General features: G+C 52.3%; 17 protein-coding genes and 1 other annotated feature. Of the genes, 8 read left to right on the top strand and 9 right to left on the bottom strand.

Annotated features, from left to right (window positions below):
- Positions 1–10 precede the first annotated feature (10 nt).
- The 6 genes from pheS to thrS form a co-directional block, all read right to left on the bottom strand.
- The gene (gene pheS / locus ACTJJI_RS05380; protein ID WP_013097003.1) at positions 11–994 is read right to left on the bottom strand and encodes a phenylalanine--tRNA ligase subunit alpha; all 984 of its coding nucleotides are present in this window, start codon (positions 992–994) and stop codon (positions 11–13) included.
- 62 nt (positions 995–1,056) lie between these two features.
- Positions 1,057–1,181 (bottom strand) — a sequence feature (Phe leader region).
- The gene (pheM, locus tag ACTJJI_RS05375; protein ID WP_001386830.1) at positions 1,132–1,176 is read right to left on the bottom strand and encodes a pheST operon leader peptide PheM; all 45 of its coding nucleotides are present in this window, start codon (positions 1,174–1,176) and stop codon (positions 1,132–1,134) included. (Overlaps the previous feature by 45 nt.)
- A 240-nt stretch (positions 1,182–1,421) precedes the next feature.
- Positions 1,422–1,778 (bottom strand): 50S ribosomal protein L20, encoded by a 357-nt coding sequence (gene rplT, locus ACTJJI_RS05370; protein ID WP_000124850.1) that lies wholly within the window; start codon positions 1,776–1,778, stop codon positions 1,422–1,424.
- 50 nt (positions 1,779–1,828) lie between these two features.
- A complete protein-coding gene (rpmI, locus tag ACTJJI_RS05365; RefSeq protein WP_001124225.1) occupies positions 1,829–2,026 on the bottom strand; it encodes a 50S ribosomal protein L35 in 198 nt (65 codons plus the stop codon).
- Between the two features lie 97 nt (positions 2,027–2,123).
- Positions 2,124–2,666, bottom strand: a complete 543-nt coding sequence (gene infC / locus ACTJJI_RS05360) for a translation initiation factor IF-3 (protein WP_023616141.1) — start codon at positions 2,664–2,666, stop codon at positions 2,124–2,126.
- 3 nt (positions 2,667–2,669) lie between these two features.
- Positions 2,670–4,598, bottom strand: coding sequence for a threonine--tRNA ligase (gene thrS / locus ACTJJI_RS05355; RefSeq protein WP_014831549.1), 1,929 nt, complete (start codon positions 4,596–4,598; stop codon positions 2,670–2,672).
- A gap of 305 nt (positions 4,599–4,903) precedes the next feature.
- Between thrS and yncL the strand changes: the two genes are divergently transcribed.
- Both yncL and yniD read left to right on the top strand, forming a co-directional pair.
- Entirely contained in the window at positions 4,904–5,008 is a 105-nt protein-coding gene (yncL, locus tag ACTJJI_RS05350) for a stress response membrane protein YncL (RefSeq protein WP_071829997.1), read from the top strand.
- Between the two features lie 85 nt (positions 5,009–5,093).
- Positions 5,094–5,201, top strand: a complete 108-nt coding sequence (gene yniD / locus ACTJJI_RS05345) for a small membrane protein YniD (RefSeq protein ID WP_008500658.1) — start codon at positions 5,094–5,096, stop codon at positions 5,199–5,201.
- An 89-nt stretch (positions 5,202–5,290) separates the two neighbouring features.
- Here yniD and ACTJJI_RS05340 read toward each other — a convergent pair whose 3' ends face one another.
- Positions 5,291–5,500: a hypothetical protein gene (locus ACTJJI_RS05340; protein ID WP_014831548.1), complete on the bottom strand. Its 210-nt coding sequence runs from the start codon at positions 5,498–5,500 to the stop codon at positions 5,291–5,293.
- 262 nt (positions 5,501–5,762) lie between these two features.
- On the bottom strand, positions 5,763–6,521 hold the full coding sequence (locus ACTJJI_RS05335; RefSeq protein WP_014831547.1) for a DUF481 domain-containing protein: 759 nt from the start codon (positions 6,519–6,521) through the stop codon (positions 5,763–5,765).
- A 295-nt stretch (positions 6,522–6,816) separates the two neighbouring features.
- Here ACTJJI_RS05335 and pfkB point away from each other — a divergent pair, with 295 nt between their 5' ends.
- The 3 genes from pfkB (at position 6,817) to ACTJJI_RS05320 (ending at position 9,109) form a co-directional block, all read left to right on the top strand.
- The gene (gene pfkB, locus ACTJJI_RS05330; RefSeq protein ID WP_440653545.1) at positions 6,817–7,749 is read left to right on the top strand and encodes a 6-phosphofructokinase II; all 933 of its coding nucleotides are present in this window, start codon (positions 6,817–6,819) and stop codon (positions 7,747–7,749) included.
- Positions 7,750–7,852: 103 nt separating this feature from the next.
- Positions 7,853–8,143, top strand: a complete 291-nt coding sequence (ghoS, locus tag ACTJJI_RS05325) for a type V toxin-antitoxin system endoribonuclease antitoxin GhoS (protein ID WP_014831545.1) — start codon at positions 7,853–7,855, stop codon at positions 8,141–8,143.
- A gap of 105 nt (positions 8,144–8,248) precedes the next feature.
- The gene (locus tag ACTJJI_RS05320; RefSeq protein ID WP_014831544.1) at positions 8,249–9,109 is read left to right on the top strand and encodes a fructosamine kinase family protein; all 861 of its coding nucleotides are present in this window, start codon (positions 8,249–8,251) and stop codon (positions 9,107–9,109) included.
- A 36-nt stretch (positions 9,110–9,145) separates the two neighbouring features.
- On the opposite strand, the gene ACTJJI_RS05315 is transcribed toward ACTJJI_RS05320, so the two are convergent.
- Positions 9,146–9,682, bottom strand: a complete 537-nt coding sequence (locus tag ACTJJI_RS05315) for a YniB family protein (protein ID WP_014831543.1) — start codon at positions 9,680–9,682, stop codon at positions 9,146–9,148.
- 148 nt (positions 9,683–9,830) lie between these two features.
- Between ACTJJI_RS05315 and hxpB the strand changes: the two genes are divergently transcribed.
- From hxpB to ACTJJI_RS05300, 3 genes are all read left to right on the top strand, one after another.
- Positions 9,831–10,502 (top strand): hexitol phosphatase HxpB, encoded by a 672-nt coding sequence (gene hxpB / locus ACTJJI_RS05310; RefSeq protein WP_014831542.1) that lies wholly within the window; start codon positions 9,831–9,833, stop codon positions 10,500–10,502.
- Positions 10,503–10,630: 128 nt separating this feature from the next.
- Positions 10,631–11,392, top strand: a complete 762-nt coding sequence (kduD, locus tag ACTJJI_RS05305; protein ID WP_047362167.1) for a 2-dehydro-3-deoxy-D-gluconate 5-dehydrogenase KduD — start codon at positions 10,631–10,633, stop codon at positions 11,390–11,392.
- 93 nt (positions 11,393–11,485) lie between these two features.
- A complete protein-coding gene (locus tag ACTJJI_RS05300; RefSeq protein ID WP_013097014.1) occupies positions 11,486–12,076 on the top strand; it encodes a metal-dependent hydrolase in 591 nt (196 codons plus the stop codon).
- Positions 12,077–12,105: the final 29 nt, after the last annotated feature.

Here is a 12,105-nt window from a genome sequence, read left to right as displayed (position 1 = left end):
TGTCCTGCCCTTATTTAAACTGTTTGAGGAAACGCAGATCGTTTTCGAAGAATGCACGCAAATCGGTCACGCCATAACGCAGCATGGTCAGACGCTCCATGCCCATACCGAACGCAAAGCCGGAGTAGACTTCCGGGTCGATACCCACGTTGCGCAGTACGTTAGGATGCACCATGCCACAGCCCAGCACTTCCAGCCATTTGCCGTTTTTGCCCATCACATCCACTTCTGCAGACGGTTCGGTGAACGGGAAATAGGACGGACGGAAACGCACCTGCAGATCTTCCTCAAAGAAGTTGTTCAGGAAGTCATGCAGCGTGCCCTTCAGGTTGGTGAAGCTGATGTTTTTATCCACGATCAGCCCTTCCATCTGGTGGAACATAGGGGTGTGGGTCTGATCGTAATCGTTACGGTACACGCGGCCCGGTGCGATGATACGGATCGGGGGTTCCTGTTCCTTCATAGTACGGATCTGAACGCCTGAGGTCTGAGTACGCAGCAGACGGGTGGCGTCGAACCAGAAAGTGTCGTGGTCAGCACGTGCCGGATGATGGCCTGGAATGTTCAGAGCGTCGAAGTTATGGTAATCATCTTCGATTTCCGGGCCAGTCGCCACGGTAAAGCCGAGCTCACCGAAGAAACTTTCAATGCGATCGATGGTGCGGGTCACCGGATGCAGACCACCGTTTTCGATACGGCGCCCCGGCAAAGACACGTCGATCGTCTCTGCCGCCAGACGCGCATTCAGCACGGCACTTTCCAGCGCCGCTTTACGCGCGTTCAGAGCCTGTTGCACCTGCTCTTTGGCTTCGTTTATCACCGCACCCGCTGCCGGACGCTCTTCCGGCGGCAACTCACGCAGGGTAGTCATTTGAAGGGTCAGGTGCCCTTTCTTACCCAGATATTCGACGCGGACATTGTCTAACGCGGCAACATCTGAGGCCTGATTAATGGCGGCTGTTGCACTGGCAACCAGCTCTGCGAGATGTGACATGATTTTCCTCATTATGTCGGTACAGACACCGATTTGGTGGACGTATTCTCTTAAATTCAGGCACAAAAAAAGCCTCCATCAGGAGGCTTATCTGGCGCTGTTTTTCGTTTCATCTTTCACGCGCTAGCCTCCTGAAATCAGGTGCTAAAGTAAAAGAAGAAGCGGAAAATAGCAGCATTCATGCTTGCGTTACCTTGTGTGGTAAAAACCGTTAAGACCTTATTGAAAAGCCTGCACGGATAAAAGTCAATCTTCTGATAAGGTTATACCCTAAATAATTCGAGTTGTAACAAGGCGGCAAGAGAGAGAATCCTCAGGCGCTTACATCAGTAAGTGACTGGGGTGAACGAACGCAGCCAACGCAGGTACAGCTTGAAGTATGACGGGTATATGAAAAGAGGGAGCTAAGCCCCCTCTCTCAACTGGCTTATGCCAGTGCTGCTTTCGCTTTTTCGACCAGCGCGGTGAACGCGACTTTGTCGAATACTGCGATGTCAGCCAGGATCTTACGGTCGATTTCAACAGAGGCTTTTTTCAGGCCGTTGATGAATTTGCTGTAAGAAATACCGTTCTGACGTGCTGCTGCGTTGATACGCGCAATCCACAGTTGACGGAACTGACGCTTACGCTGACGACGGTCACGGTAAGCGTACTGACCTGCTTTGATAACAGCCTGGAAGGCAACGCGGTATACGCGTGAACGCGCACCGTAGTAGCCTTTAGCTTGTTTCAAAATTTTCTTGTGACGTGCACGTGCAATTACACCACGTTTTACGCGAGCCATGTGTGCTCTCCTGTATCTATTCTAAGTTAAAAAAGTTAAACGTTAACGACTTATGCGTACGGCAGGCACGCGATGACCAGGCCCAGATCGCCTTTAGAAACCATGGCTTTTGGACGCAGGTGACGTTTACGCTTGGTAGCTTTCTTAGTCAGAATGTGACGCAGGTTAGCGTGCTTGTGCTTAAAACCACCTTTACCGGTTTTTTTGAAGCGCTTAGCAGCACCGCGTACGGTCTTAATTTTTGGCATTTTAATAACTTCCACTTCGCATTGTTAAATAAACGAAACATAGGCGAGCAAAACCTATGAGGCCCGAAGGCTCCACAGATTTTGCTGCTTGAAGGCCTTACTGTTTCTTCTTAGGAGCGAGCACCATGATCATCTGGCGGCCTTCGATCTTCGTAGGGAAGGATTCGACTACTGCCAGTTCACTCAGATCGTCACGGACGCGGTTAAGCACTTCCATACCAATCTGTTGGTGGGCCATTTCACGACCGCGGAAACGCAGTGTGATCTTGGCCTTATCGCCATCTTCCAGAAAGCGAATCAGGCTGCGGAGTTTTACCTGATAATCGCCATCGTCGGTACCAGGACGGAATTTAATTTCCTTAACCTGGATAACTTTTTGCTTCTTCTTCTGTTCCTTAGAAGACTTACTTTTTTCATAAAGGAACTTGCCGTAGTCCATGATACGACAAACTGGCGGTTCGGCGTTAGGGCTGATTTCAACTAAATCTACTCCAGCTTCTTCAGCTTTTTCGATTGCTTCTCTCAGACTCACAATCCCCAGCTGCTCGCCTTCCAGACCTGTTAAGCGAACTTCCTGGGCGCGAATCTCGCCATTGATACGATTCGGACGTGCCGTTTGAACTCGTTTTCCGCCTTTAATACCTTATTCCTCCAGTTGTTGAAGACTGCGGCTGCGAATCTCTTGTTGCAGCTTCTCAATCACTTCACTTACGTCCAGGCTGCCCAGGTCTTTACCACGGCGGGTGCGAACGGCAACTTTGCCTGCTTCCACCTCTTTATCACCACAGACCAACATATACGGGACACGACGTAAAGTGTGCTCGCGGATTTTAAAGCCAATCTTCTCATTTCTCAAGTCTGCTTTTACGCGAATGCCCGCATTTTGTAGTTTCTGCGTCAATTCTTTAACGTAATCCGCCTGAGAATCGGTAATGTTCATGACCACTACCTGCACCGGCGCAAGCCAGGTTGGGAAGAAGCCCGCGAACTCTTCGGTCAGGATGCCAATGAAGCGCTCCAGAGAACCGAGAATAGCACGGTGAATCATTACAGGGACCTGACGCTCGTTGTCTTCGCCAACATAAGAGGCGCTTAAACGCTGAGGCAGGGAGAAGTCCAGCTGTACTGTGCCGCACTGCCAAGCTCTGTCGAGGCAGTCATACAGGGTAAATTCAATTTTCGGACCGTAGAAGGCGCCCTCACCCAGCTGGTATTCAAACGGAATTCCGTTCTCTTCCAGCGCCACGGCGAGATCCGCTTCTGCGCGGTCCCAGGTCTCATCGCTACCGATACGTTTTTCCGGACGCGTTGAGAGTTTGACCACGATCTTCTCGAAGCCAAAAGTGCTGTACATATCGTAGACCATACGAATACAGGCGTTAACTTCATCACGTACCTGATCTTCAGTACAGAAGATATGCGCATCATCCTGCGTAAAGCCACGAACACGCATCAGACCGTGCAGTGCGCCTGATGGCTCGTTACGGTGGCAGCTACCGAACTCTGCCATACGCAGCGGCAGGTCACGGTAGGATTTCAGACCCTGGTTGAAGATCTGAACGTGGCCCGGGCAGTTCATTGGCTTGATGCAGTATTCACGGTTCTCAGACGAGGTGGTGAACATCGCATCTTTGTAGTTGTCCCAGTGGCCGGTTTTTTCCCACAGCACACGGTCCATCATGAACGGGCCTTTCACTTCCTGATACTGGTACTCTTTCAGCTTGGAACGCACGAACGTTTCCAGCTCACGGAAGATAGTCCAGCCGTCGTTATGCCAGAAGACCATACCCGGCGCTTCTTCCTGCATGTGGTACAGGTCAAGCTGTTTACCGATTTTACGGTGGTCACGCTTCGCCGCCTCTTCCAGGCGCTGCAGGTAGGCGTTCAGGGCTTTTTTATCTGCCCACGCGGTACCATAAATACGCTGCAACATCTTATTGTTGCTATCGCCACGCCAGTAGGCGCCAGCAATTTTCATCAGTTTGAAGTGATGACAGAAGCGCATGTTCGGCACGTGCGGTCCACGGCACATGTCGATGTATTCTTCGTGATGGTACAAGCCAGGCTTGTCATCATGAGAAATGTTCTCATCAAGAATAGAGACTTTATAGCTCTCGCCACGCTTCACGAAGGTTTCACGCGCTTCGTGCCAGCTGACTTTCTTCTTAATGACGTCATAGTTGGTTTCGGCGAGCTCGTGCATACGTTTCTCGAGCGCGTCGATATCTTCCTGGGTCAGGGTGTGGTCAAGGTCAACGTCGTAGTAGAAACCGTTGTCGATAACCGGGCCGATCGCCATTTTGGTGTTTGGCCACAGCTGTTTGATGGCATGACCTAACAGGTGCGCACAGGAGTGACGAATGATCTCCAGACCTTCTTCATCTTTCGCGGTGATGATAGAGAGTTGCGCATCGTTTTCGATCAGATCGGATGCATCAACCAGCTCACCATTCACACGGCCAGCGATGGTCGCTTTCGCGAGTCCAGGACCAATATCCAGGGCAACATCCATTGGGCTAACAGCGTGGTCGAAATGGCGTTGGCTGCCATCAGGAAGAGTAATTACAGGCATTTTATATCCTTATTTGCAGTGATGCCCCACACATAAGAGCATATACAAAGAAAATAATCATTGTTTAACAATAGATTACGAAACCATCTGACCAACAATCGTCAAATTGGCTCGTCATCCTGCACCTGCCAAAATCAGACTAATGCCGGTTTACGGCAGGCTTTCTAATGGTAACACTAATGACAGGGCATATGCACCCTCTGCGACCAGTTTGAACGTCTGATGTATCCGTTCACGCGTGTTCGCCAGCCAGAGCTCGCAATACCCGATTGTTGAGCTATTCTTGAACAGGTCCTGACACAGCCATGAGGCATCACATGAACGTATCCAGTAGAACCGTTGTGATATTGAATATACTTTCTGCTGCCGGTTTAGCGTTGATTCTTGCCGAGAGATTTCACTGGTTCTGACCCAACCGGTGATATGGCATAACCTTCTGTCCTGCGCAGCGCATATTTTGGTAGACTGAAGGAATCAACAGACAAGGATTAGGTTATGCCAACAAAACGATTTGCCGTAAAACACTGGAAAATGGTGCTGGTATTGATTGCCATCTGCGGTGCAATGCTGCTATTGCGTTGGGCGGCGATGATTTGGGGCTAAGCGGAAATCTCACGTTATACATAAATATATTCCACCTGTTTTTCGTCAATACGAAATACAGGTGGAATAGTGACATACACAATAACCTGTCAAGACCATTCACCTGCAACCAGTTTATGCACGTCAAACGCGTCATTCATCGATTGGCCGGTAGACTGTGCTCCTGGCGCGATGTTTGAACCGGCTTCGACGTCAGAGGCGCGAGTTATCCCGGCCTGGCTGACGTCATCCGCAGCAAACACACCAAAGGAGAGTGCGGAAAGCACCATTGCTGCAGCAGCATTTTGGATTTTTTTCATAACCATTATTCTCTTTCTGAAGTCATGCAATACTACTCAAGGCAAATGTCTGCCTGAGTGTTCAGTATAACTCTGGATCATACTTTTGCCTCGCCCGGTTATTGATCAATTTGTGTCAAATAAACGAATGAGGTGTAGCCGGGATGAATTATGAAGAAATTAAGAAGAATTCAGAGGACCAATTATTTTAAAACGGCGTTTAATATAAAACAGCACAGTTTCTGAAAATAAAAAACGGGCCGAAATAATCGGCCCGCCTGCATTACATTTTATAGCCCAGTGAAACCGTGGTTCTGCGGTCGGTATGATCCGGCGCAGTCTCTGGAGGTGATGAGTTCCAGGTCACGTTATAAGCCACTTTCAGGCCAAAGTGTTCGTTGATGTCCACGTTCAGCGCTGTCTCAGAGTTCAGCGTTGTGTCGTCGGCACCAAACACAGAAACACCCTGGGTGAATTTGGTGTTGTCGGTCATCTGCCAGGCATAGGTGCCAGACGCGTAGCCGAGCGGTTGCGTTTTGGTATCGCCGTCGGTGTACTCGTCATAACGGACACCCGGACCGAATTCGAAACGGAAGCTATGAACCGGACCGTTCAGGAACTGGCGACCATAACCGGCAGTGAAGACATCGCGTTGACGATAACCGTTGTAACGGTCAGTCAGCCAGCTTGCCTGGCCAAACAGGTAGTCATAGTCAGTCATGTTGTAACGGCTACGTCCACCTACCGCGTATTTCTCGGAGGAGCGTTCATCGTTAGCGGAGGTGTTGCTGGCGTTTCCCCACAGAGACCAGGCGGTGGTGTTACCGTACCAGGTCAACGTGCTATCCGCCGTCAGAGAGGAGCTTTTCGTGTTACCGGATTGCGCCAGGTAACCAGCATTCAGGTTACCTTCGAAAGGTTTTTTCGCCGCGGTGGGATCGTCCATGACAGTAAAAACGGAATCATCGGCGGTCGCGTTCATAGCCGCAAACACGCCACCCGCCAGCATCAGTGCAGCGGGCACTGTCTTCAAAAGCTTCATTTTATTAAGGAGTCCGTACAACAAAAAAAGAGACCACACGGTCCCGGAAACTTTCTTGAGGATCAATGACAAGGCGTCCAGAGAAAGGTAACAAATTATAAAAAGCCGCAAATAACATAGCAATGTTTTCTTATTTCATTTTTTGAATAAGAACGATCCCAAAATGCGTTTTATTTTATATATCGCCTAACCTTCGCTTTGTCATTATTCATATTGAAAATCATACTGTTATTTACATTGCCTTCCTGCTAAATGGTGCCAGACTAAAAGGAACCCACGCTAAAAGGAGGTAATGATGGTTTCTATCTACACCCTGACGCTCTCCCCTTCCCTCGATTCCGCCACCCTGACGCCGCAGATTTACCCGGAAGGTAAACTCCGCTGCAGTGCCCCGGTGTTTGAGCCGGGCGGCGGTGGGATCAACGTGGCACGCGCCATCACTCATCTTGGTGGAAAAGCCACGGCGATTTTCCCCGCCGGGGGTGCCACCGGCGAGCACCTGGTTTCCCTGCTGGCCGATGAACAGGTCGCCGTGGAGACGGTCGAGGCCAAAGACTGGACGCGACAAAACCTGCACGTGCACGTAGAGTCCAGCGGGGAGCAATATCGCTTTGTGATGCCAGGCGCCAGACTGAGCGACGATGAGTTTCGTCAGCTTGAAGAGAAAGTGCTGACCATTGAAAGCGGTTCACTGCTGGTGATCAGCGGCAGTCTGCCGCCCGGTGTCAGTACGGAGAAGCTGGCAGCACTCATTCGTGCCGCACAGCAGCGCGGCATCCGCTGTATCGTAGACAGCAGCGGCGAGGCGTTGCAGGCAGCGTTAGAGCCGGGCAATCTTGAGCTGGTCAAACCAAACCAGAAAGAGTTGAGCGCGCTGGTTAACCGCGAACTTACTCAGCCAGATGATGTGCGTAGCGCGGCCCAGGAGCTGGTGCGCTCGGGTAAAGCCCGACGCGTGGTGGTCTCTCTTGGCCCACAGGGGGCGCTGGCCGTGGATGAAACGGGGTCAGTGCAGGTTGTCCCACCGCCGATGAAAAGCCAGAGCACCGTAGGCGCAGGCGACAGCATGGTTGGGGCAATGACGCTGAAACTGGCGCAGGGCGCGTCGCTACTGGAGATGACGCGCTACGGCGTGGCGGCAGGCAGCGCGGCAACCATCAACCAGGGAACGCGGCTGTGTTCGCTGGCCGATACGCAAAAAATTGTCGATTACCTGTCCCGAAATTAACCCGGTTTCCCCTTCGCGCTGAAGGGGAAATGCAGTGCAAAGTCGCCAAACACACACTATCGACTATGCTAAGAAAACTTTCATGATAACAATGAGGTGAATTATGAGCAGTGGTGACATCACCCGCTACGTCGTTACCGTGAACCTTCATGAAGCGTCGCTGACCGAGCTGAACGAGCTTAACAACGCCTTTACCCGGGCCAATTTCCTGCTCACGCTGACGGATGAAGAAGGCAATATTCATGATTTAGGCACGCTGGCATTCGGCCTGATAAGCGCCCTCAGCGATGAGGAGGTTCGCGCGCTGGCGGAAAGCCTGGTTGAGAGTGTGACCGACAAGCCTGCCGAAATTGATGTGGATACCTGGGAAACCTGGCAGAAAAAAGAACAATAAGTGCCCTGCATGAAGGTAAACCGCTCAGGTGTGCGTTAGTTCGTATTTTTTTACCGTAGTTATGCGCTAACTTTATGATCTGGCAGACAACATGGGAGAGAGATCATGTGGCAGGCTATCAGTCATCTTTTACGTGAACAACTGGGCGAAGGTGAAATTGAACTGCGTAACGAACTGCCAGGCGGAGAGATCCACGCCGCATGGCATATTCGCTACTCAGGGCGCGATCTCTTCGTAAAATGCGATGAGCGAGAACTGCTCCCTATTTTTACCGCCGAAGCCGATCAGCTGGAACTGTTATCACGCAGCAAAACGGTCACCGTCCCTGAGGTGCTGGCCGTGGGCAGCGATCGTGACTACAGCTTTCTGGTCATGGAATATCTCCCTCCCCGTCCTCTGGACGCCCACAATGCTTTCATTCTGGGGCAGCAGATAGCGCGCCTGCATCAATGGAGCGACCAGCCGCAGTTTGGTCTCGACTTTGATAATGATCTCTCCACCACACCGCAGCCGAACGCCTGGCAACGCCGTTGGTCGACATTCTTTGCCGAGCAGCGTATCGGCTGGCAACTGGAACTGGCCGCCGAGAAAGGTCTCGAATTTGGCAATATCGATGCCATCGTCGAACATGTCCAGCAGCGCCTGGCCTCTCATCAGCCTCAGCCTTCCCTGCTGCACGGCGATTTGTGGTCCGATAACTGCGCGCTGGGCCCTCACGGTCCCTATATCTTTGATCCGGCCTGCTACTGGGGCGACAGAGAGTGCGATCTCGCCATGCTGCCCCTGCACCCCGAGCAGCCGCCACAAATTTATGATGGCTATCAGTCCATTTCCCCCTTACCGCAGGGTTTCCTCGACCGTCAGCCGGTGTATCAGCTGTATACCCTGATGAACCGCGCGATTCTGTTTGGGGGCGAGCATCTGGTGAACGCGCAGCGGGCGCTTGAGCGCATGCTGGCCGCGTGAAGGCAGGACGGGTGGCCGCAGGCCACCCTGTTCAGACTACAAAAAACCGAGCAGTGAGAAGAAGAAGTAGCCCGCCACAATAATGATCACAGGCAGGATATAGAGCGGGAAAATTTGCAGGAAAATGGAGTGACGCGGAACCACAATGCGGGACTCGATCTGTTCGCGGGTCATCCCTTCCGGGCCTTTGGCCTGTTCCAGAATCATCTGGTCTTCCACCCCTTCACGTAAAAAACGCGTCTGACGGCTCATGCGTGCCCCAGAGGCCTGTAACGCCATGGCGATAAAGATCAGCGCATAGATAATCCAGAAACCGATATTGAGCTGCTGGTGAAAGTCCGGCGTGGGCGAGTTGAACCAGAAGACATTCAAAAATGGCGTGTTAAAACGCATCATCTCAATCATGACATGCGCAAAATCAAGCATAACCGCATTAATACCCGGCTGTTTTTCGCTGTGATCGTACATAAATTTGAGCACAGAGATCAGCGTAGAAATGACGGCTGGAATAAAAATCACCCAGCCCGCAACCCGTTTTAAGACAGCAATGCGTCCAGCTTGTTGATACGTCATCAGTTCCCCTTCATAAAGACGCGTTATTTGTCGCTAAGTCTACCTGCTGACCATCATTTTCGCCCGATCTTTAAAGGCAATATGCTAAATTGCAGATTGTACTTAGCACGTATCGTCTGTCGTACACCCTTGATAAGGAGACGTTGTGATGTCGACACCGCGCCAAATTCTTGCCGCTATTTTTGACATGGATGGATTACTGATCGATTCCGAACCGCTCTGGGATCGCGCCGAGCTGGACGTCATGGCCAGCCTCGGCGTCGATATCAGCCGCCGCCATGAGCTCCCGGATACGCTGGGCTTGCGCATCGATATGGTGGTTGATCTGTGGTATGCCCACCAGCCATGGGTTGGCCCGGATCGCGATGAAGTCACCGCCCGCATAATCAGCCGCGCCATTGCGCTGGTGGAAGAGTCCAGGCCGCTGTTGCCGGGCGTCCGTGAAGCTGTCGCTCTGTGTAAAGCACAGGGGCTGAAAGTAGGCCTGGCCTCCGCCTCCCCGCTGCATATGCTGGAAAAAGTGCTGACCATGTTCGAACTGCGTGACAGTTTCGATGCGCTGGCCTCTGCGGAAAAGCTCCCTTACAGCAAGCCCCATCCCCAGGTGTATATGGACTGTGCCGCTAAGCTCGGCCTCGATCCGCTGACCTGCGTTGCGCTGGAGGATTCTGTCAACGGCATGGTGGCCTCGAAAGCTGCACGGATGCGTTCCATTGTCGTTCCTGCTGAAGAGGGCCGGCACGATCCGCGTTTTGCGCTTGCCGACGTCAAGCTGAACTCACTCGCTGAGCTGACAGTGGAGCACTTGCGAGGCGAATAAGCACTGCGTTTCAGGCAGCTCATGCTGCCTGAAAATAAAATAAAACATCGTTTCATTTCATTTGCATTTCTCACAGCCGCCTCCTATTCTTAGCGTCAGAACGACAATACTCTGCTTCTGAGGCGCGTATGATACTGGATACCTTTACTCTTTCTGGAAAAGTGGCCATCGTCACCGGGTGCGATACGGGGCTGGGGCAAGGCATGGCCATCGCGCTGGCACAGGCGGGATGCGATATCGTGGGTGTAAATCGTAAAGCGCCTGAGGAAACGGCGACCAGCGTGACGGCGCTCGGCAGACGGTTTACGGCCATTCGGGCCGACCTCGGCCAGCAGGCGAGCCTTCAGGGCGTCGTGGAGCGTGCCGTCGCTGAGATGGGGCGCGTTGATATTCTGGTGAATAACGCCGGGACGATTCGCCGGGAAGATGCGCTGGCGTTCACGGAAAAGGACTGGGACGAGGTTATCGACCTCAATCTGAAATCCGTCTTTTTCCTCTCACAGGCCGTGGCAAAGCAGTTCATCGCTCAGGGTCAGGGTGGAAAAATTATCAATATTGCCTCAATGCTCTCCTTCCAGGGCGGCATCCGCGTGCCCTCTTATACGGCCTCAAAAAGTGGCGTGCTGGGGATCACCCGTCTGCTGGCAAACGAGTGGGCGGCGCATGGTATTAACGTCAACGCTATCGCACCGGGTTACATGGCGACCAACAATACGCAGCAACTGCGTGATGACGAGCAGCGTAGCCAGGAAATCCTTGACCGCATTCCTGCCGGGCGCTGGGGCGAGCCGAAAGACCTGCAGGGCCCGGTGGTGTTTCTGGCCTCTGCCGCCTCAGATTACGTGAACGGCCACACTCTGGCCGTCGACGGAGGCTGGCTGGCGCGTTGACCCGCTTTGTGACAAAGAGTTACACCGTCACCTCTTCCGCCTACTGTATAAAAACCCTATACTGTATGAATTGACAGTTTCCTGGGTTTTATCATGACGGCGGAAGGCCACCTGCTTTTTTCCATTGCGTGCGCAGTATTTGCCAAAAACGCTGAGCTTACCCCCGTGCTTGCACAGGGGGACTGGTGGCATATTGTTCCTTCTGCCGTGCTAACCTGCCTGTTGCCCGACATCGACCATCCAAAATCTTTTCTTGGGCAACGCCTGAAGTGGATCTCAAAACCTATCGCCCGTGCCTTTGGCCATCGCGGGTTTACCCACAGTCTGCTGGCCGTGTTTGCCCTGCTGACGCTGTTCTATTTAAAAGTGCCAGAAAGCTGGATAGTGCCCGCCGATGCCATACAGGGCATGGTGCTGGGGTATCTGAGCCATATTCTTGCCGATATGCTGACGCCTGCTGGCGTACCGCTGTTGTGGCCCTGCCGCTGGCGTTTCCGCCTGCCTGTTCTCGTTCCCCAGAAAGGGAATCAGCTTGAGCGCGTGTTGTGCATGGCTCTGTTCGCCTATGCCGTCTGGATGCCGCAGACCTTGCCCGAAAACAGTGCAGTGCGCTGGTCATCTCAGATGATCAATTCGCTGCAATTTCAGTTCAATCGCTTTATTCATCACCAGATTGAACAGTAAACCAGCAAAATTATCGCATTTGTCATAAC

Origin of the sequence: Enterobacter sp. 22466, assembly GCF_052044775.1 — a bacterium.
Lineage (GTDB): Bacteria > Pseudomonadota > Gammaproteobacteria > Enterobacterales > Enterobacteriaceae > Enterobacter > Enterobacter dissolvens.
This window is presented reverse-complemented; position numbering and strand designations above follow the sequence as displayed.

Bases quoted from the DNA above. Each gene is read 5' to 3' on its own strand.
- pheS (WP_013097003.1), bottom strand. From the start codon at position 994: ATGTCACATCTCGCAGAGCTGGTTGCCAGTGCAACAGCCGCCATTAAT.
- rplT (WP_000124850.1), bottom strand. From the start codon at position 1,778: ATGGCTCGCGTAAAACGTGGTGTAATTGCACGTGCACGTCACAAGAAA.
- rpmI (WP_001124225.1), bottom strand. From the start codon at position 2,026: ATGCCAAAAATTAAGACCGTACGCGGTGCTGCTAAGCGCTTCAAAAAA.
- thrS (WP_014831549.1), bottom strand. From the start codon at position 4,598: ATGCCTGTAATTACTCTTCCTGATGGCAGCCAACGCCATTTCGACCAC.
- yncL (WP_071829997.1), top strand. From the start codon at position 4,904: ATGAGGCATCACATGAACGTATCCAGTAGAACCGTTGTGATATTGAAT.
- yniD (WP_008500658.1), top strand. From the start codon at position 5,094: ATGCCAACAAAACGATTTGCCGTAAAACACTGGAAAATGGTGCTGGTA.
- ACTJJI_RS05340 (WP_014831548.1), bottom strand. From the start codon at position 5,500: ATGAAAAAAATCCAAAATGCTGCTGCAGCAATGGTGCTTTCCGCACTC.
- ACTJJI_RS05335 (WP_014831547.1), bottom strand. From the start codon at position 6,521: ATGAAGCTTTTGAAGACAGTGCCCGCTGCACTGATGCTGGCGGGTGGC.
- pfkB (WP_440653545.1), top strand. From the start codon at position 6,817: ATGGTTTCTATCTACACCCTGACGCTCTCCCCTTCCCTCGATTCCGCC.
- ghoS (WP_014831545.1), top strand. From the start codon at position 7,853: ATGAGCAGTGGTGACATCACCCGCTACGTCGTTACCGTGAACCTTCAT.
- ACTJJI_RS05320 (WP_014831544.1), top strand. From the start codon at position 8,249: ATGTGGCAGGCTATCAGTCATCTTTTACGTGAACAACTGGGCGAAGGT.
- ACTJJI_RS05315 (WP_014831543.1), bottom strand. From the start codon at position 9,682: ATGACGTATCAACAAGCTGGACGCATTGCTGTCTTAAAACGGGTTGCG.
- hxpB (WP_014831542.1), top strand. From the start codon at position 9,831: ATGTCGACACCGCGCCAAATTCTTGCCGCTATTTTTGACATGGATGGA.
- kduD (WP_047362167.1), top strand. From the start codon at position 10,631: ATGATACTGGATACCTTTACTCTTTCTGGAAAAGTGGCCATCGTCACC.
- ACTJJI_RS05300 (WP_013097014.1), top strand. From the start codon at position 11,486: ATGACGGCGGAAGGCCACCTGCTTTTTTCCATTGCGTGCGCAGTATTT.